The organism is Rosenbergiella sp. YN46, assembly GCF_036620675.1.
In the GTDB taxonomy this organism is placed as follows: domain Bacteria; phylum Pseudomonadota; class Gammaproteobacteria; order Enterobacterales; family Enterobacteriaceae; genus Jejubacter.
In genome coordinates this window covers 15,493-33,739 of the sequence record NZ_JAZHEE010000030.1, presented here as the reverse complement: position 1 = coordinate 33,739, position 18,247 = coordinate 15,493, and the positions used below count along the sequence as shown (strand labels likewise).

11 protein-coding genes are annotated in these 18,247 nt (G+C 59.4%); 1 reads left to right on the top strand and 10 read right to left on the bottom strand.

Going from position 1 to position 18,247, the window contains the following annotated elements; all coding sequences use genetic code 11:
* Window positions 1–214: 214 nt before the first annotated feature.
* The 5 genes from V3W49_RS17605 to V3W49_RS17585 form a co-directional block, all read right to left on the bottom strand.
* Complete coding sequence (locus V3W49_RS17605) at window positions 215–1,114, bottom strand: DUF4434 domain-containing protein (RefSeq protein WP_500147234.1); 900 nt, start codon at window positions 1,112–1,114, stop codon at window positions 215–217.
* The gene (locus V3W49_RS17600; RefSeq protein WP_500147233.1) at window positions 1,115–4,069 is read right to left on the bottom strand and encodes an NfrA family protein; all 2,955 of its coding nucleotides are present in this window, start codon (window positions 4,067–4,069) and stop codon (window positions 1,115–1,117) included.
* Window positions 4,066–6,294 (bottom strand): cyclic di-3',5'-guanylate-activated glycosyltransferase NfrB, encoded by a 2,229-nt coding sequence (gene nfrB / locus V3W49_RS17595; protein ID WP_500147232.1) that lies wholly within the window; start codon window positions 6,292–6,294, stop codon window positions 4,066–4,068. The genes V3W49_RS17600 and nfrB overlap by 4 nt, the downstream gene beginning before the upstream one ends.
* 544 nt (window positions 6,295–6,838) lie before the next feature.
* On the bottom strand, window positions 6,839–7,123 hold the full coding sequence (locus tag V3W49_RS17590) for a DUF1634 domain-containing protein (protein ID WP_500147231.1): 285 nt from the start codon (window positions 7,121–7,123) through the stop codon (window positions 6,839–6,841).
* Window positions 7,120–7,965: a sulfite exporter TauE/SafE family protein gene (locus tag V3W49_RS17585; protein WP_500147229.1), complete on the bottom strand. Its 846-nt coding sequence runs from the start codon at window positions 7,963–7,965 to the stop codon at window positions 7,120–7,122. The genes V3W49_RS17590 and V3W49_RS17585 overlap by 4 nt, the downstream gene beginning before the upstream one ends.
* 350 nt (window positions 7,966–8,315) lie before the next feature.
* On the opposite strand from V3W49_RS17585, the gene V3W49_RS17580 reads away from it, so the two are divergent.
* Window positions 8,316–9,641, top strand: a complete 1,326-nt coding sequence (locus V3W49_RS17580) for an NAD(P)/FAD-dependent oxidoreductase (RefSeq protein WP_500147228.1) — start codon at window positions 8,316–8,318, stop codon at window positions 9,639–9,641.
* Between the two features lie 43 nt (window positions 9,642–9,684).
* Here the strand turns inward: V3W49_RS17580 and fdhF (V3W49_RS17575) are convergent, their stop codons facing one another.
* From fdhF (V3W49_RS17575) to hydN, 5 genes are all read right to left on the bottom strand, one after another.
* On the bottom strand, window positions 9,685–11,832 hold the full coding sequence (gene fdhF / locus V3W49_RS17575; protein ID WP_500147227.1) for a formate dehydrogenase subunit alpha: 2,148 nt from the start codon (window positions 11,830–11,832) through the stop codon (window positions 9,685–9,687).
* Between the two features lie 195 nt (window positions 11,833–12,027).
* A complete protein-coding gene (locus V3W49_RS17570; RefSeq protein WP_500147250.1) occupies window positions 12,028–13,050 on the bottom strand; it encodes a HoxN/HupN/NixA family nickel/cobalt transporter in 1,023 nt (340 codons plus the stop codon).
* Window positions 13,050–15,290, bottom strand: a complete 2,241-nt coding sequence (gene hypF / locus V3W49_RS17565) for a carbamoyltransferase HypF (protein WP_500147225.1) — start codon at window positions 15,288–15,290, stop codon at window positions 13,050–13,052. Before hypF ends, V3W49_RS17570 begins: the two co-directional genes overlap by 1 nt.
* Window positions 15,291–15,303: 13 nt before the next feature.
* Window positions 15,304–17,466, bottom strand: coding sequence for a formate dehydrogenase subunit alpha (fdhF, locus tag V3W49_RS17560; protein ID WP_500147224.1), 2,163 nt, complete (start codon window positions 17,464–17,466; stop codon window positions 15,304–15,306).
* Between the two features lie 37 nt (window positions 17,467–17,503).
* Window positions 17,504–18,049 (bottom strand): electron transport protein HydN, encoded by a 546-nt coding sequence (hydN, locus tag V3W49_RS17555; RefSeq protein ID WP_500147222.1) that lies wholly within the window; start codon window positions 18,047–18,049, stop codon window positions 17,504–17,506.
* Between the last annotated feature and the right edge of the window lie 198 nt (window positions 18,050–18,247).

Sequence of the window (18,247 nt, the reverse complement as noted above, 5' to 3'; positions counted from 1 at the left end):
AAACCGGGCACCAGAGCTGCCTGTCACCCTCACCCCGGCCCTCTCCCGAAACGGGAGAGGGAGTTTCCCGGCAATGAACGGAACAGCCCACCGCATCATCATATTCTGCCGCTTCTGTTCTGAAACAGGGCGCCGAAGCCGCCTGTCACCCTCACCCTGGAACGTACACCCTGGAAGGGAGAGAGAGTTTCCTTACCCAAACTTCACGTTAAGGTTAATGCTCCAGAATCCCCCGGGCCAGCGGCAAATAGCGCAACGAGAAGAACAGTCGGTCTTTACCGTGGGACTCACTGCGGCTACGGTTCTGGATCTGGCGAAACGCCTGTTCAGAGACGGGTTGTGCGCTGAAGTTCGCATCGGTCCCGGAGGTCTGGCGAAAAATTTCATAAACAGCCCCCGCGCCAGGTGCGGCGCCTTCAAACAGGCTGCGATTGAGGTAGAGCTGGCGCTCGGTAGCGCTGAGTTTACCGACGCCGGCGCCATCCTGAACCCAGATTTTAACGCCGGTCGCCGCCATCTCACTCACCAACTGCCGGTAGCCGTCCGGCGTCATATTTCCGGCGAAGAAGCTACTAATGGCGACCGGCTTATCGGCAATGGTCGTCAGCTGGCGGCGTGAACTGGCGAGCCAGGCAAGCAGCCGGGCGCGTGATTCATCGGTGCGCCAGTGCAGATCGTCCACCTCGGCGCTCAGGTACCAGCCATCGATATGAGCGCCAGCAGCCCGCCACTGACGAGCCTGTTCCAGATCCCGGTACAGCAACTGATTAAGATAATTTTCCTGAGCCGCAGGCGGCTGGATCTGGCGGGTAAAAAAGTCAGGATCGGCATGCAGGCCCACAATTAGCTTCAGTCCCGCATGGCGGGCGGCATCGGCCCGCTGCATCAGCCATTCCTGGCCCTGTTTGTCGTTAAAGGCGTCGCCGTAGCGAGTCCACTGCAATACCAGGGTGTCGAAGCCCTGCTGGTGGAGTTGGCCCATGAGCTGCTGCCACCGGGGCAGGGCGATGCTGCGATCCCGGAGCTGCGGCTGATAAATCACCGCGGTCATGGCCTGAACACCCGCGCTGAACGCCAGCGTGGCGTAGAGTAACAGTGAGAGAAATCGTTTCATTTACCAGTGTACTCCCAGAGTCAGGAAGACATTATTGCGCTCGCCGGCGCTTTGATTGACGGTATGGAAGGTGCGCTGATATTCCACTCCGACGCTGGCTTTATGCGGCCAGGCGTCGTAGTGGGTTTCGCCACTCCAGACGTTCCAGCGTACCCCCACGCCCCCCAGGTATGTGGTGCGGGTATCGCCGTCGCGCCAGGCCGAAGCCTGAACGTGGGTATAGGGCTCTACCGTCTGCCCGTAAGCCACCTTATGGTGCCAACTGATGCGGTAGTCGGCGGTATAGGCCTGGTTGTTCTGGCGAATATAGTGGGCGGCATCCAGATAGAGGTTCTGCGCCAGCCAGCCGCGTCCGTTGGGGTGCCATTCGTCGCTGTATTTACCGCCGTTGAAGAACGAGGCGCTGGCGCGCAGCATGGTATCGGATTCGGCGCCATTTCCCAGTGGGATCTGCTGTTCCAGCGCCAGGAAAAAGATGTAGTCACGCAGCGGTTTCCAGCGCACGCCGGTGCCGAGGAACGGATTTTTTACCGGCATCACCACGCTGCTGGAGCCGGTGTCGGCGTAGAGACGCCCGTAAACTGAAAGCAGATCGCCGTCGAGCAGCATATTGCGGCCAACGCGGTATTCCGCCTCCATCTGCCCGTAGCTTCGGTATGACTGACCCGGCTGGCCGCCCAGGTTATTGTTGGCGGAGCTCATAGCACCAGAACGCAGGCCGACGGTGGAATCGAGAGAGAAGCTCCAGCGGCGCCCGGCGTCTTCATGCAGGCGGCGGAAGTTGTAGCGTTCCTGGCGCCGATCGTCGGTGAGTGTCCCGGCGGCAGCTGCGTAATCGATATTGTCAACCACGCGTTGCGCGTAATGGCGCGTCTGTTTTTCGTCGTCCAGCCGCTGGTTAACATAGGCCAGCTGTTTAACCAGCGCCGGATCGTCCGGCATACCAGTCAGCGCCTTTTCCAGCGCCTCGCGGGCGGGGGCCATTTGGTTATTGTCCCACAGCGAATAGCCAAGTGCCGCCTGGACGGCGCTATTGTCTGGTTCGCGCTGTTCCGCCGCCTGGAGATCGGAGAGCGCCTTACGCGGTTCATCAAGCTGGCGGTAGATTTCCGCACGGGAAAGCAGCGCCCGGGTCGTTGGCTCAATGGACAGCGCTTTGTTGATATCGGCCAGCGCCCGCTCCGGCTGGTCGGGCAGATAGCGGCGGGAATGTAGCCACCACCAGGCTTCGTTTTCGGTGGCGCCCCGCCGCTGGAGCTCATCCAGCCAGCGATCTCTGGCCACGGGGTCGGCGGCGGCCTGGGCGCTATTGGCCGCCGCAAACAGCGCCGGGTTATCCAGCTCCGGGGTCGGAATGGTCGACCAGGCCTGAACGGCGCGTCGGTAGTCCTGAACCTCCCACGCCTGTAAAGCGACGGCGCTGTGGGTGAACTTATCGGGCTGGCGCTGTTCGCTCTGTTCGAACGCATACAGCGCCATGCCCGGCAGTTTTTTCTGGTAGCAGGTGGCAAGCAGTTGCCAGCTGGCGGCGTCATAGCGCGGCGAAAGATCGCCGAGCAGCGCGCTCACCTGTGCGCAGTCGCTGTTAGCGGTGAGTAATCTGGCCTGCAGGTTACGCCTGTCGGGTGAAGCATGCGGGCGCAGCAGGCTGGCCATTTGGGTAGGGGTGGCCCAGTCCGGATGCTGTTGAATCAGGCCGATAAGCCGCTGCAGCAGGCGTTCTGATTGCGCACCGTTATCGCGCCAGGGCCAGGCGCCCAGCAGCATATCTGTCGCCGCCCGCTGCTGTCCGATGCTGATAAGCTGGTAGCTGAGGCTGTCCAGCAGCGCCAGATTTCCCGGGGACTGCGCCCGCAGGCGTTGTGCCAGGGTGACGGCGTTCTGGCTATCGCCCAGCGCCACGCTCAGGGCGAAGCGCTCGTTCAGCCATTCGTTGGCCGGTAGCGCGTTAAGGCGCTGTTGTGCTTCCTGATAGCGGCGTTCGCGCAGCAACTGGGGCAGCTCGATGCCCGCCAGATAGCGCTGGTTTTCCGCAAACCGCGGCTGGAATCCGGCCAGGGCCGCCCGGGGATTTTCGCTGTAGCGGGAAAGCAGATAGAGCCAGCGCTTTTCATCTCCGGCGTTCTGGAAGCGGGGCTGAGGTTGCGCCAGGTAGCGGGCAAGGCGCTGCCGTTCGCCCCGCTCCGCCAGGGCTGTAGCGTAATTGATACGCTGTTCGGTGCTATTCATCAGGCCCTGCGCCTGTAGCTGCTGTAGCCTGTCGTCCCGTTTTCCGGCAATCAATACGTTAAACCACTGCTGCTCCTGGGCGGGCGTCAGCGATTTTTCCCGGGCCAGGGCGCTGAACATGGCGTCTGCCTGTTCCCAGGCCTGCAGGTGAATCGCGCGGCCGATAATATCCTGGCGCAGCTGTTTTCCCGGTGCGCTGGCGGCAAAGCGTGCATCGTTTAATTGCTGTACGGCGATATCCAGTTCATTCAGACGCAGGGCATTCTGGCCCACTTCGCTGCGGCACTGGGGAGAGGGCGACTGTTCGCAGCGCTGAAGCTGCGCCAGCAGCTGTTCCTTGTTTGTGACTGGTGTCACTTTGCGTGGAATGGCGTTCAGCGCGCGGGTAAGCCTTGCATCGTTGGGGAATTTTTTCAGCTGCGCTTCAAGCAGCGCCCGGGCCTGCTCGTTATGGCCGAAGTGGCGTTGCGCTTCGGCCAGATAGAGGGTGAGGGGAATGTTGTCCGGGGCCTGCTTGTGGATATGCCGGAATTCACGCAGCGCGGTCTGTTCATCGTTACTCTTTTGCGCCTTTAGCGCCTTTTCGAAATGGGGATAAATGACGAAGTAACGATATTCGCTGAGCTCCAGTGAAGCGGCGTCTTCCGCCAGCGATGTGGCGCTATAAAGGGCAGAGATAACCAGCAAGCTGGCCGCCGCCAGTCGTCTGGACGAATAGATTTTCATGCGGCCTCCTGCTGTAATGTGTCCACCTGTTCCCGGGACAGTCCCGCTTCCGTAAGCAGGGGTTCAATCGCGGTTTGCAGCTCGTTTTGTAACGCCAGCGCCCGGTCCAGCGTGTGCTGACTGATAACCCCTTCGCCGACCAGGAAGGCGCCAAGCTGCATGTCGCTGCGTTCATGGCGCAGCAGCAGGGCGTTCATCGCCGCGCTGTTGATTTCGCCAAGCCCGGTTAGTATTTCAGCAAACAGGAACTGGTCAGCCTGGTAGTGCTGCCAGATCTGTTCCGACTGTGCGGGCGTCAGCCAGCCGTGCGCTACGGCGCTATTTAACATGTCTTGTTCGCGGTTTTTACGCCCGGAAAGATACCAGTAGCGCAGGCCGGTCACGACGCATCCTCTGGGGACGATGACATAGTCGATTTTCTTATCGAGTTTGCGCGCCAGCGCGGCCAGAGAGACCGGATCGATGCCGTTTTCACTGGCAAGGGTCAGCGTATCGCCCTCCATACGTAGCGGTAGTACGGCGTAACGCAGGGCAACGCGGGCCGGCATAAGGGATATCAGCGAGTCAGGCAGGGTTCGGGCGTCGAACGCTTCCCAGGGAACCTGGTTCTGTTCCGCCAGCGCCTGGGCCAGTTGCAAGGGGCTAACCAGCCGGCGTTTGACCAGAGTACCGCCGAGTCGCAGGCCGGGAATGCGATTGATCAGGCTCTCTTCCAGTTGCTGTTCGGTCAGGACACCCTGTTCGAGAAGGATCTGGCCCAGTGGTCGCAGAGCGCGGTTCTGTCCGGTAACGCTTGGGAAATCATGAGTGGTTTTGTCCCAGGCGACCCGGCGCGGATCGCCATGCTGTAGTACCTGTACCAGCGCCCGCCAGTTGGCCATAAAGTTAATAAGGTTACCCCATAACAGGCGGGGAAGCGACAGCAGCCCCTGGCCCAGACCGTAATAGATGGTAACGAAGATGATGCGCTGCAGAATGCGGTTGGTCATCAGAATGGCGTTAATCCACAGCAGCGTAACCAGCCAGGCGCTGCCCCAGAAGATGGAAAGGAACTGCCAGGCATCCGGCACCAGCCGCTGATAAGCCAGCAGTAACAGCAACTGAATCATGATGATCATGGCGATAAAGCTGATGAAGTTACTGATTAGCCCTTTGCGATCGCGCCACAGGAAGTAGTTCAGCGTCCAGCTGCTGCTCCATTTATGGATTTTGAACCCCTGAAAGACGATGCCGATAATCCAGCGCGATTTCTGGCGCATCGCGGTGGTAAAGGTGTCCGGGAAATACTCCCGCACGCAGATGACGTTAGAGGTGCGGCGACTCTGTAAAAAGCGTCGGGGCTGGCGATCTTCTTCGCGCACCACCGGGAAGCGCACGAAGATCTCTTTCATTCCTTTGGCCTTCAGGCGGAATCCGATGTCGTAATCCTCAGTCAGACTCTGTACGTCGAAGGCAATACCGTCACCGTCCGCCAGCAGCGCCATAACGGCACGCCGGCTAAAACAGGTGCCGACGCCTGCGCTGGGCACCTGGCCGGCAATTGCTTCGCGTACTGGAACGTCCTTACCATGCAGTTCCGCGAACTCATCGATATAGGACATGCTGGTGAAGTGGTTCCACTGACGCTCAAACGGGTAAACCGGCACCTGAATCAGATCTTTACGATCGACCAGATGGTTAAACAGCCGCAGCTCCATAGGGGAGATAACATCTTCTGCGTCATGGAGAATAAAACCCGCGAAGGTAAAGCTGGCGCTGCGTTCAAACTGGGTAATGGCATCCAGTACGTTGTTCAGGCAGTCGGCTTTACTGGTGGGGCCGGGGCGGGCGCACACCACCTTATGCACGTTGGGAAAACGCGCGCATACTTCGTCGACGTCGCGTTGGGTGTCTGGATCGTTAGGGTAGGTACCGACGAAAATATGGTAATTTTCATAGTCCAGGGTGGTGGCCGCCAGTTCGGCCATATTGCCGATAACGCCGGTTTCGTTCCATGCCGGAATCATGATGGCCAGTGGCTTTTCATCGGGTTTGTACAGCTCCCGATAGTCCATTGGCTTATGTTTACGATATACCGTAAAAGCGCGTTTGATCCGTCGCAACCAGTAAACGATATCGATAAAAAGATCGTCCAGACCGCTAATAAACATCAGGCAGGCCAGACCAATAGCTATCACCTTAAGCCCATACAGATAGGTGGCAAAGGCATCGACAAACCAGCTCATATTAATATCCTGAATATAAGTACAGGTATTGCTATCCTGTTTTATGTTACATGAGATCGTACATCATCGATGTTCAGTCGGTTGAATCATCCGATGGATGTAAGAACCAATATGAATATTATTATCTTTATGGTTTTTCTGGGTTTTGTGGAGGTGATTTTTGTTTTTTACAGTGAAAAAATGCTGCCCTTGATATGTTAGCATTGAATCTAACTTTATGTATATTAAATCATATTTTTATTTCTGCTGGTGGTTTTAGCCTCGTTTATTACAGATAAAGCCTGTTTTTTAATGTTTTTATGGCTTTTTCTTATCGTTGGTTTTTTTCTCGCAAGATTTTTTGGTTATATTTCTGGCGAATTTTTATGTCTTTTTTATGAATGCTTTTTCATTTCTGGTTTTGTCTTCTTTAATTGGTATCTTGTGAATTACCCTGGTGGTTTTTTTTCATTTTCAGCGCCGATATCCGATGTTTCCGGTACCAGCGCCGGGCATCGCAGTAAAAACAGCCTCAATATTGTCGCTGCGTATTCAGGCTGTCTCGTTATCCCAGCCACGCTCCAGTCGCGATAATCATCAGAACCAGCACTGCAATCAATGCATACAGCCTGTCGCGCTGACCGATAAATCCTGCCAGCATCAGCATTACCCGGGCTACCGGCAGCAGGATCAATACCAGAATGCCCGCTCTGACGATATCGCTGCCGCTAAAGGGCGGTAGTGGCCAGAGCGTAAGCGCTATTCCTGCGGCAATCAGTAGCATAGAGAGGGTGCTGCCCCAGGAGAGCAACAGCGCTATCGCCCGGTGATTTTCGGCATGTTTCATCATAAATCTCCCGGAAAGTGAATCCCGAAGGTGCTCATCAGCATCTGGAAGGCAAGCAGTATCAGCACCGCCACAAAGAACAGCCGCAGTTTTTCAGCGGGCAGCCACATCAACAACCGGGCGCCGAGTAGCGCGCCAACCACCGATCCCAGCGCCACCGGGCCCGCCAGATTGACTTCTATTTCGCCGCGGCTGTACCAGGCGACCGCGCTGGCCGCCGCCGTGACGCCAATCATAAAGTTCGAGGTGGCGGACGATACCTTAATCGGCAGCCGGAGCGCCGTATCCATCGCGGGAATTTTCAGTACCCCGGAACCAATACCGAGCAGTGCGGAAATCAGCCCGGCGCCGTACATCAGCGACATTCCCAGCGGCACGTTGCCCACCTGATACCGGTGCTCCGCGCCCGCACTATCTGGATAGCTGGCATGCAGCCGCAGTCGACTGGCCAGACTGCCCGAAGAAAGTTCTGTATCCACAACGGCCTCTTTACGCCGGGCCAGCATCTGGCGGGCGGAAATGAGCAGCACTGCGGTAAACAGGCCGTAAAGAAAGCGGGTGGAAATCAGACCTGCCAGAAAGACGCCACTCAGGGCGCCAAGGGTGGTGGCGGTTTCCAGCAGAATGGCGAGCCGAATATTGGTCAGTCGGCTGCGGATAAAGGGGGCGGCGCTGGCGCATGAGCAGGCGATGACCGACACAATGCTGGCACCAATTGCCGCATGAATGCTGGTATGAAAGAAGAGCGTCAGAATAGGTACGATAAAGATTCCGCTGGCCATACCCAGAACGCCGCCAAGGGCGCTGGCGATAAAGGCCGCGCCGAAAAGCCAGAGGATTTCCATCAGCGTTTTCCGGGATAAAAACAGGGGCGGGTTGTTGCAGAATAAACGGGATTATTCAGGGGCATATCACCTCGTTATCAGGCTCGTTAGCAAGCTATCTATTATACAGGAAACGGTCAGCGCCAACCAGGCTACCGGGCGCTGGCAACGACCCGCGCCGTAACGTTCTGAAACCTGGCAGGCTTTGAATAAATCAATATTATTTATCATTCTCGGTGCCGGTTATTGGTGGCTTTCCAGCAGCGAACCGGCATTTTTACTATTCTTAATCCATTCATTACCGTTCAGGTGCCCGTCAGTTAGTATTTTTTTATCAGTATTCCTGATGATTTCCGGATTAAGGGGGATTAATGCCGTACCGTCCGCCGTCAGCGCCAGATTTCAGCGTTTACGCCTGCGATCTGCTGCCCGGTTGCGGCAATGCGCCGCTGGAGGAAGAGACAGAAACGGAAGTGGCGATTATTGGGGGAGGCCTGCTGGGCGTATCCACCGCCCTGCATCTGGCGCAGTCTGGTGTCGACTGCGCGCTGCTGGAAAAAGCGACCCTGGGGGCGGGCGCATCCGGGCGCAACGGCGGCCAACTGGTGCCGGGGCTGGCGCGCTGGAAGGCAAAGGATATTCGGCAGACCTTTCCTGCCGATGAAGCGCGCTGGCTGTGGTCCTTTGCCGCCATGGAAACCATGGGGCTGCTGGCGTCGCTCATGGAACAATATCGCATTGATGCCGAATACCGCCCGGGGCACCTGACTGCGGCGGTGCATCCGGGTCATATGCGGGCGCTTGGTCAGGAAAGCGCGGCACGCGCCGCTCTGGGGGATGATTCCACGCGGTTAATCGACGCCCGGGAGTGTAGGCGCTATATCAATGGCCATGGCTATCATGGCGCGTTGCTGGATACCCTGGGCGGACAGATTCAGCCGCTGAAGCTGCTGTACGGGCTATGGCAGGGCTATCAGGCGCAGGGTGGCAGAACCTATGAGCATACGCCGGCGCTGTCGATTGAGCCTGAAAGGCGCGGCTATATCATCACCACCCCTTCCGGACGGCTGCTGGCCCGGCGGGCGGTAGTACTGGCGGTTCATGCCGACACCCCAACGCTACTGCCGGCCCACCGGGCCGTCACGCTGCCACTCTATACCTATCTGGCCCTAACCACGCCGATTCCGGAAGGCTCCCACGCGCTGCTGCCCGGTGGCCTGGCGGTATACGATACCCGGACGCAGATTGATTATTACCGATCATATGGTAGCGATCGCCTGCTGTTTGGCGGGCTGGGAACCGGGCGGAGGTTGAGGAGCGACGCTGCCGCTGAGCGGATTCGTCGACGCCTGACTGCGGTGTTTCCCCAGAGTCCGCAACTACGGGCCGCGCTGTGCTGGAGCGGCAGGTTTGATATCACCCGTTCGGGGATGCCGGTTTGCAGCCGAACCTCCGGCTCCATTCCCCTGTATGCGGTACATGGATGGAACGGACATGGCGTAGGGCAGAGCGTTCGGATAGGCAAGGCTATCTGCGACGATCTTCTGGCGCGTAATCATGACTTCGCGCGTCTGATGCGCTTTCGCCACAGTCGCTTCCCGCTCTCGTTTCTGCCCGATAGCTGGCTGGCGGGGGGCGGCATCGCTCTGAGCAGCGCGCTCAGCGCGCTCCATCCGCAGAAAATGAATTCGTTTTAGGGAAGAACCGCGGTCTGGCAGAAGCAGACCGCGGCAGGAGGGATTAACCCAGTGCGGATTCCCGCAGATGGGCTTTTAGCTTGTTGTACTCCTCAATTACGTACTGTTCGGCGCTGCGCTGATCGGCGATGGGCTCCACGCGTACGGCGCAGTATTTGAATTCCGGCGTTTTGGTTACCGGGCTCAGATTTTCGCTGACCAGTTCGTTACAGGCGCCGATCCACCACTGGTAGGTCATATAGACCGCGCCCTTATTGGGACGTTCGCTGACCTGGGCCCGGGTGATGACCTTGCCTTTGCGTGAACAGACCCAGATCAGATCTTCGTCGCGGATGCCAAGACGTGCGGCATCGTCGGCGTTGATTTGGGCATAGCCTGGCTCGTCGGCCAGCGCCGCCAGCGCGGCGCAGTTGCCGGTCATCGAGCGACAGGAGTAGTGACCCACTTCGCGCACCGTCGACAGTACCATCGGGTACTCGTCGGTCAGACGGTCGATGGGCGGCACCCAGTCGCAGGTGAAGAACTGTCCCAGGCCGTTCGGAGTACTGAAACGTTCCTCAAACAGGAAGTCGGTGCCCTGGTCGGTTTCGGACTCATCCACGCATGGCCACTGAATAAAGCCCAGCTCGCCCATTTTTTCGTAGGTGGCGCCGTAGAAATCCGGGCACAGGTGACGCAGTTCATCCCAGATAGCCCTGGTGTTTTCATAGTGCATCGGGTAACCCATTCGGGTCGCGATTTCACTGATGATCTGCCAGTCGGTTTTCAGGTCCCACTTAGGCTCCACGGCCTTAAAGAAGCGCTGGAAGCCGCGATCCGCCGCGGTGTAGACCCCCTCATGTTCGCCCCAGGAGGTGGACGGCAGGATCACGTCGGCCCGGGAGGCGGTCTTGGTCATAAAGATGTCCTGAACTATCACCAGCTCCAGATCATCGAACGCCTGACGTACCGCCGACAGCTCGGCATCGGTCTGGAGCGGATCTTCCCCCATAATGTAAGCGGCGCGAACTTCGCCGTGGGCGACCCGGTGCGGCAACTCGCTGATGCGGTAGCCGGTATGAGCGGGCAGGGAATCCACGCCCCAGGCCCTGGCGAACTTCTCGCGATTGGCCGGATCGTTAATGTACTGATAGCCTGGATAGGTGTCGGGCAGCGCCCCCATATCGCAGGCGCCCTGCACATTATTCTGACCACGAACCGGGTTCACGCCAGCGCTGGGTTTGCCGAGGTTGCCGGTCAGCAGCGCCAGGCTTGTGAGCGAACGCACAGTTTCCACCCCCTGGTAGAACTGGGTAACGCCCATCCCCCACAAAATGGCGGCGTTTTCTGCGGCGGCGTACATGCGTGCCGCTTTACGGATATCGGCAGCCGATACGCCGGTGATTTGTTCGACCGATTCGGGGGTATAGCCCTCGACGATCTTACGGTATTCCTCAAGTCCCTCCGTCCTGGACGCCACAAAGGCATGGTCATAGAGATCCTCTTCCAGGATCACATGGCCGATAGCGTTCAGCAGCGCGATATTAGATCCGTTATGCAGCTGAAGATGGAGATCGGCAATACGCGCCGTTTCGATCTTGCGCGGATCACAGACGATAATTTTAGCCCCTTTCTGCTTCGCTTTAATCACGCGGTTCGCCACGATAGGGTGGGAATCCGCCGGGTTATAGCCGAAAACGAAGATCAGACTGGCATTTTCGATACCAACAATGGAGTTGCTCATAGCGCCGTTACCGACCGACTGGTGCAGACCTGCAACCGAAGGGCCGTGTCAGACGCGAGCGCAGCAGTCCACGTTATTGGTGCCGATAACGGCCCGCGCGAACTTCTGCATGACATAGTTGGTTTCGTTGCCGGTACCGCGCGATGAGCCCGTGGTCATAATCGCGTCCGGGCCATATTTGGCTTTAATGGCGCTGAGCTTATCCGCCACGTAGTCCAGTGCCTCTTCCCAGCTTACCGCCTCCAGCTTGCCGCCGCGGCTGCGGCGAATCATTGGGCTTTTCAGGCGCGGGGTCAGGATCTGGGTATCGTTAATAAAATCCCAGCCGTAATAGCCTTTCAGACAGAGATCGCCCTGGTTGGTTACTCCCATGGCGGCCTCGGCTTTAACGACTTTGCCCTTATCGACGCACAGGTTGATTTTGCAACCCGATGCGCAGTAGGGGCAAACCGTGATGACTTTTTTCATCGTTTTGCTCCGGTCAACAGTCCTGGTGTCGCAGACACCGTCTCCCCCTCGTAATGCATAAGCTGTGCCATTTTTTAACTTATTGATATTTAATGAGTAAATTGGGGTTTTGTCCGCCGTCGACAAAAATGACATGTCGGAAAAGGGGGGAAGTGACGAGCAAAAACGGCGCGCGGGCGCGCGCCGCAAGGAAAATTAATGTGCGATCAGGGCGTCGTAGCCCTTACGGCGGTAGTTCAGCACCGATACCAGCCACCAGACGATGAACAGCCCTACGACCACGAATCCGGCATTGGCGAGACGCTCGTTGAGCGCTGCCACCAGATCCCAGACGCCGCCGCTCAGCGACAGTTTATCCATCAGCAGTCCCAGCGCTTCCAGACCGCCGATAAACAGCGCCACGGCCACGGAGCTGCCGGTGATGGTCATGTTGTAGTAAAGCTTGCGCTGGGGCTTATGGAAGGCCCAGCCGTAGGCGCCCACCATAATCATGTTGTCCAGGGTATCCACCAGGGCCATACCGCTGGTGAACAGCGCCGGGAAGACCAGGATTGACCATACGGACATGCCGCCAGAGGCGCCAGCGGCGGAGATGCCCAGCACGCCGATTTCCGTCGCGGTATCAAAGCCCAGCCCAAACAGGAAGCCCACCAGATACATATGCCAGCTTTTGTTCACCAGGCGGAAGGCCGGGCGGAACAGCCAGTGCATGGCGCCGCCGTGCAGGTCAGTTTCGCCTTTCGCGGCCAGCGACTCGCCGCGTTTCAGGCGTCGGAAGTCGCGCCACACGCTGCGCAGAATCACCAGGTTAACCAGCGCCATGGCCAGCAAAAATAGCGCTGACACGGCGGTGCCGATGGTGCCGCCCACCTCATGGAGCCAGACCATATTGTGCTGGAAGGCCGTGGCGGTAATCGCGATAGCCAGGGTCGCCAGCACCACGATACTGGAGTGCCCCAGCGAGAACCAGGCACCGGTGCCCCATGGCTGACTGCCCTGCTGCATCATCTTACGGGTGGCGCTATCGATAGCGGCGATATGGTCGGCGTCTACCGCGTGGCGTAACCCGTAACACCAGGCCAGCAGGCTGGCCGCCATCAGCGCGCCGTTGTGGTGAAAGGCCTGGATAGCCCAGGCCCAGGCGGCCAGATTCGCCGTCACTAATACCGTCAGCAGCAGACGGGCGCGAAGGGGAAGACGCAGTAGTCGGGTCAACATCATGATTTATCCTGTGGTAAAGAAAAATGAGCGGCGGCAATTACCGCCTGGCCAAAAGCAATGGCGCCATCGCCAGCAGGCAATTGCGCCGGAAACAGGCAGCGCAGACTGCCCAGCCAGTAAGCCAGGCGCGTGCGCAGAAGCGCGTTATGGATGACGCCACCGACGCAGACCACGGTGTCGAGGCCTGCCTGATGGGCGTGATGGCGCGCAAGCATCGCCAGTCCGCGAGCCAGCGCGTCGTGGAAAGCCCAGGCCCGGGCGCCGGGGGCGGCACGCCAGTTCAGCCACTGCCGCCAGAAAGTCGCCAGATCCAGTTGGTTACCGCGATGGGGCAGGGTGATCGGATGCGCCACCGGGCCGTGACGTTCCGCCAGCGCCTGGAGCAGGCAGGCGGCTTCGCTTTCGTAACTCAGCCGTTCAGGGGCGCATCCCAGCGCGGCGGCGACGGCATCGAACAGCCGACCGGCGGACGACGCCAGCGGCGCGTTAATGCCGCGTTCGCAGGCCCGCAACAGCGGTTGCCAGGGCTGAGAGAGTAGCGCGCGCGCCTCTGGTAGATGCTGCCAGTCAGGTATCCAGTTCTGGAGTTGCGCCAGCAGGTTACGCCACGGCTGGCGTGATGCCAGCTCGCCGCCGGGCAGCGCCACCGCGGGCAGACCGCCCAGATGCTGGCAGCGGCGGTAATCCACCTTCAGGCATTCGCCGCCCCACAGGCGGCCATCGCCCCAGCCGGTGCCATCCAGCGCCAGCGCGATAACCGGGCCGCTTTCCAGCGGCCAGCGGTGTTCCGCCAGGCAGGCGGCGACATGGGCATGGTGATGCCCCACCCGCAGCAGCGGCAGTTCGCTCTCCTGCGCCAGCCGGACGCTAAGATAGTCAGGATGGGCGTCCGCCGCCACGTAGCCAGGCGTAAAGTCGTAAAGCTGACACAGTCGATCCCGGGCCTGGCGCCACTGCGACAGCGCCGTATCGTCATTGAGATCGCCAAGATGCTGACTGAGTACCGCCTGGCGATCGCGCAGCAGGCACAGGGTGTTCTTTTGATCGGCGCCGACGCACAGGGTGGGGGGCGCATCAGAGAAACCCGGCGGCAGTTCGATAGCGTCCGGTACAAAGCCTCTGGCCCGGCGAACTATTCGTCCGTCGCGCTGGAGTAGCGAATCATCCATGCGCAGCAGTACGGCGCGGTCGTGCAGCAGCCAGCCGTCGGCGATATCGGCCAGTTCGGCTAACGCCTGGTCATTGTCCAGCGCGGGCGGTCGGCCACTGGCGTTACCGGAGGTCATCACCAGCGGGCGCTTTATCTCCTGCATCAGCAGATGATGCAGCGGCGTGGGGGGCAACATGACGCCCACCTGATTCAGGCCGGGCGCGATGCCGTCGCACAGCGTCGGCAGCAAGCGCTTTTCTTCCAGAACGATGGGCGCTACTGGGGTGGCGAGCAGGGCTGCGACCGGTTCGCTAACGGACAGGGCGTCGGGCAGCATCACGGCAAGGGGTTTGGCCGGGCGACCTTTGCGCAGACGCAGGCGCTGTACCGCCGCCTCGCTGGTGGCGTCGCAGGCCAGATGAAAGCCCCCCAGCCCCTTAATCGCTACGATAAGCCCGGCTCGTAGCGCGCGAAGCGCCGCCTGGAGCGCCGCTTCTCGCCCGGCATGACTGCCGTCGGCGCCGCGCCAGCGTATTTGCGGGCCGCAATGGGGGCAGGCCACCGGCTGAGCGTGAAAGCGCCTGTCAGCGGGATCCCGATATTCGCGGGCGCAGTCGGGACACAGGGGAAAACCGGCCATCGCCGTGGCGGCGCGGTCGTAGGGCATGGCCTGGATAATGGTCAGCCGCGGGCCGCAGTGGGTGCAGTTAATGAAGGGGTAGCGATAGCGGCGATCGGCGGGATCGTTCATTTCGCGCAAACAGTCGGGACAGGTGGCGGCATCCGGGGCGATATGGGTGGTCATGGCGCCGTCGTCGCTCTCAATGATTTGAAAGTCGCCGGGAAGCCGTCGCCAGCGGTAGGGGCGGCTTTCCACGCTGTCGATACGGGCCAGCGGCGGACAGTTGCAGCGCAGACGAGCCAGCAGCAGCGCCGGATTATCCGCCAGGCGAATAGCGACGCCGGCGCCGTCATTGCAGACGTTGCCGCGCAGGCCAAGCTGGCGGGCCAGTTGCCAGACGAAGGGGCGGAAACCCACCCCCTGTACTTTTCCGCGTATGCGGATTTCCGTTCCTGTCAGAGTCATAACCTTGCGTCTGTTATGGCTGCGTCGCCGGTTCCGCCGCCGCGCGCAGTCGCGCTTTCATTTCGCTCCAGGCGGTAAGCACGTCGCTTTCCGCCTGCGCCTGGTCGGCGATGGGCAAAAGCCTGACGGCGCAGTATTTGGTTTCTGGGGTACAGGAGACCGGATCCAGCTTGTCCTGGGTCAGCTCGTTGCAGGCGCCTATCCACCACTGATAAGTCATATATACCGCGCCGACGTTGACGCGTTCGCTCAGACGGGCCCGGGAAAAGACTACGCCACGCCTTGATGCGACCCGCACCAGATGGCCATCTTTAATGCCCAGTGGGGCGGCATCCTGAGGATGGATCGCGACAAAGCCGGGTTCGTCCGCCAGGGCTTGTAGAGCCGCGCAGTTTCCGGTCATGGAGCGACAGGAGTAGTGCCCTACCTCCCGTACGGTACAGAGCACCAGCGGATAGTCGGCATCGGGCTGCTCTGCGGGCGGCCGCCATGGCGCAGCATAAAGCTGTCCTTTACCGCTGGGGGTATCGAAGCGTCCGCCCTGGTACAGCCACGGAGTCCCGGGATGCTCCATGGTCGGGCAGGGCCACTGCAGATGCCCCATTTCGCCGATTTTCTCCCAGGTGGCGCCGTAGAACAGCGGGCAGAGTTCGCGCATTTCATCCCAGATCTGCTGATTACTGTCGTAGCGCATCGGGTAGCCCATAGCGCTGGCTATCTGGCTGATGATCTGCCAGTCGCGGCGGACGTTGTCGCGCGGGGTTATCGCCTGTTCAAAGCGCTGGAAGCCCCTATCGGCACAGGTAAAGATACCGCCGTGCTCGCCCCAGGAAGTCGCGGGTAGCAGCACATCGGCTTTTTCGGCGGTTTTGGTCATAAAGATATCCTGCACGATTAGCAGGTCCAGGGCCTCGATGCCGCGTCGCACCAGGCCCAGATCGGCTTCGGTCTGGAGCGGATCTTCCCCCATGATGTAGTACGCCTTAATTTTTCCTTCCAGCGCCAGGTGAGGAACCTCGGTAATACGTACCCCGATTTTGTCATCCATCACGGCCGGATCGATTCCCCATGCGGCGGCGAATTTTTCTCGTACCCGGGGATTGTCCACCCGCTGATAACCCGGGAAGTTGTCTGGCAAAACGCCCATATCGCAGGCGCCCTGAACGTTGTTCTGGCCACGCACCGGGCCAACGCCCACGTGTTCGCGGCCGAGGTTGCCGGTGAGCAGCGCCAGGCTGGAAAGCCCTTTGACCACATCCACCGCCTGAGCGAACTGGGTGACGCCCATCCCCCACATTACGGTGGCGGAAGGGACTGCGGAATAGAGGCGCATCGCCTGGCGTATCGCCGTAGCGGGCACGCCGGTAATCCCTTCCACCGATTCCGGCGCGTAGTTTTTCACCGTTTCGCGCAGCGCCTCCAGCCCTTCGGTATGGCGCGCCACCCATGCGCTGTCATAAAGCTCCTCTTCCAGCAGTACGTGGATAAAGGCGTTAACCAGCGCCATATTGCTGCCGTTGTTGAGCTGCAGGTGCAGATCGGCAATACGTGCCGTTTCAATTTTGCGTGGATCGCAGACGATAATCCGGGCGCCGCGCTGTTTAGCTTTCAGCACCCGACGCGCCACGATGGGGTGAGAGTCGGCGCAGTTATAGCCGAAAATCAGCAGGCATCGGGAATTTTCGATATCGGCGATGGCGTTGCTCATCGCTCCGTTGCCCAGGGTCTGCTGAAGACCGGCTACCGAGGGGCCGTGGCAAACTCTGGCGCAGCAATCGACGTTATTGGTGTTAAGCACCGCGCGGGCAAACTTTTGCATCACGTAGTTGGTTTCGTTGCCGGTTCCCCGGGACGATCCAGTGGTCATAATGGCCCGACCGCCGTAGCGCGCCTTAATGTCGCTCAGGCGCTCTGCGGTATAGCGGATGGCTTCGTCCCAGGTGACCGGCTCCAGCGGCCCCCCTTTACGGTAGCGGATCATCGGCTGTTTCAGGCGCGGGGTCAGCAACCGGGTATCGTTAAGGAAGTCCCAGCCGTAATAGCCCTTCAGACAGAGTTCATTCTGATTGGTGACGCCATTGGCCGATTCAACGCGGGTGATGCGGTTGTTTTCCACAACCAGTTTCAGTTTGCAGCCCGCACCGCAGTACGGACAAACGCTGGTGATTTTTTTCATCAATAACAGACCTGTTAAGAGTTGAAAGCAGGGAATATCAGCGCGTCAGCGCGCTGATATCGTCAAGTGCCGCACGGCGGCGTTTTTCCAGATTAAGCTGCTCAAGGCGATTGCGATCGATACAGACAATGGCGTTGGTCGGACAGGCTTCAAGACAGGCGGGGCCTTCAGCACGATGGTGGCACAGGTCGCACTTATTGGCCTCGGCCTTGTCCGCCATAATATTCAGGCCGCTGCCGCTGTTGCGTACCACCGGGCGAACCACCACTTCCATAGCGCCGTAGGGGCAGGCCACGACGCAGGTTTTGCAGCCAATGCAGCGTTCCTGATGGACGTGGACAAAATCGTTGTCCCGACTGATGGCGCCGTTGGGGCATACCCGGGCGCAGGGGGCGTCTTCACACTGGCGGCACAGGGTCGCCGTAGAGATATTGACCCCTTTGATTACGTGAATGCGGGGCAGGAAGGTTTGCGGCGTCAGGGCGGCGCAGTCCTGATCCTGCTGGTGAGCGACCACGCAGGCGACCTCGCAGGTGTGGCAGCCAATACACTTGCCTGAATCGGCAATGATGAAGCGGTTCATCTTATTCTCCGGCTCTGGTTTCTCAATGCGTGGCCTGTTTAAGCATAAAGCGTGCCATTTATTTAATTTCATGAATTTAAAGGTTTTTTATTGATTCCGCTGTTGAGGGGAGAGCGGCATTGACACTTTTGACGAAGAGATATCGTCACGGGAGGCAAGTCGTCAGGAGGGCGGATAGATAACGCCGATATCAGACTG

Bases quoted from the DNA above. Each gene is read 5' to 3' on its own strand.
- V3W49_RS17605 (WP_500147234.1), bottom strand. From the start codon at position 1,114: ATGAAACGATTTCTCTCACTGTTACTCTACGCCACGCTGGCGTTCAGC.
- hypF (WP_500147225.1), bottom strand. From the start codon at position 15,290: ATGACTCTGACAGGAACGGAAATCCGCATACGCGGAAAAGTACAGGGG.
- V3W49_RS17590 (WP_500147231.1), bottom strand. From the start codon at position 7,123: ATGATGAAACATGCCGAAAATCACCGGGCGATAGCGCTGTTGCTCTCC.
- V3W49_RS17585 (WP_500147229.1), bottom strand. From the start codon at position 7,965: ATGGAAATCCTCTGGCTTTTCGGCGCGGCCTTTATCGCCAGCGCCCTT.
- fdhF (WP_500147224.1), bottom strand. From the start codon at position 17,466: ATGAAAAAAATCACCAGCGTTTGTCCGTACTGCGGTGCGGGCTGCAAA.
- V3W49_RS17580 (WP_500147228.1), top strand. From the start codon at position 8,316: ATGCCGTACCGTCCGCCGTCAGCGCCAGATTTCAGCGTTTACGCCTGC.
- V3W49_RS17570 (WP_500147250.1), bottom strand. From the start codon at position 13,050: ATGTTGACCCGACTACTGCGTCTTCCCCTTCGCGCCCGTCTGCTGCTG.
- hydN (WP_500147222.1), bottom strand. From the start codon at position 18,049: ATGAACCGCTTCATCATTGCCGATTCAGGCAAGTGTATTGGCTGCCAC.
- nfrB (WP_500147232.1), bottom strand. From the start codon at position 6,294: ATGAGCTGGTTTGTCGATGCCTTTGCCACCTATCTGTATGGGCTTAAG.
- V3W49_RS17600 (WP_500147233.1), bottom strand. From the start codon at position 4,069: ATGAAAATCTATTCGTCCAGACGACTGGCGGCGGCCAGCTTGCTGGTT.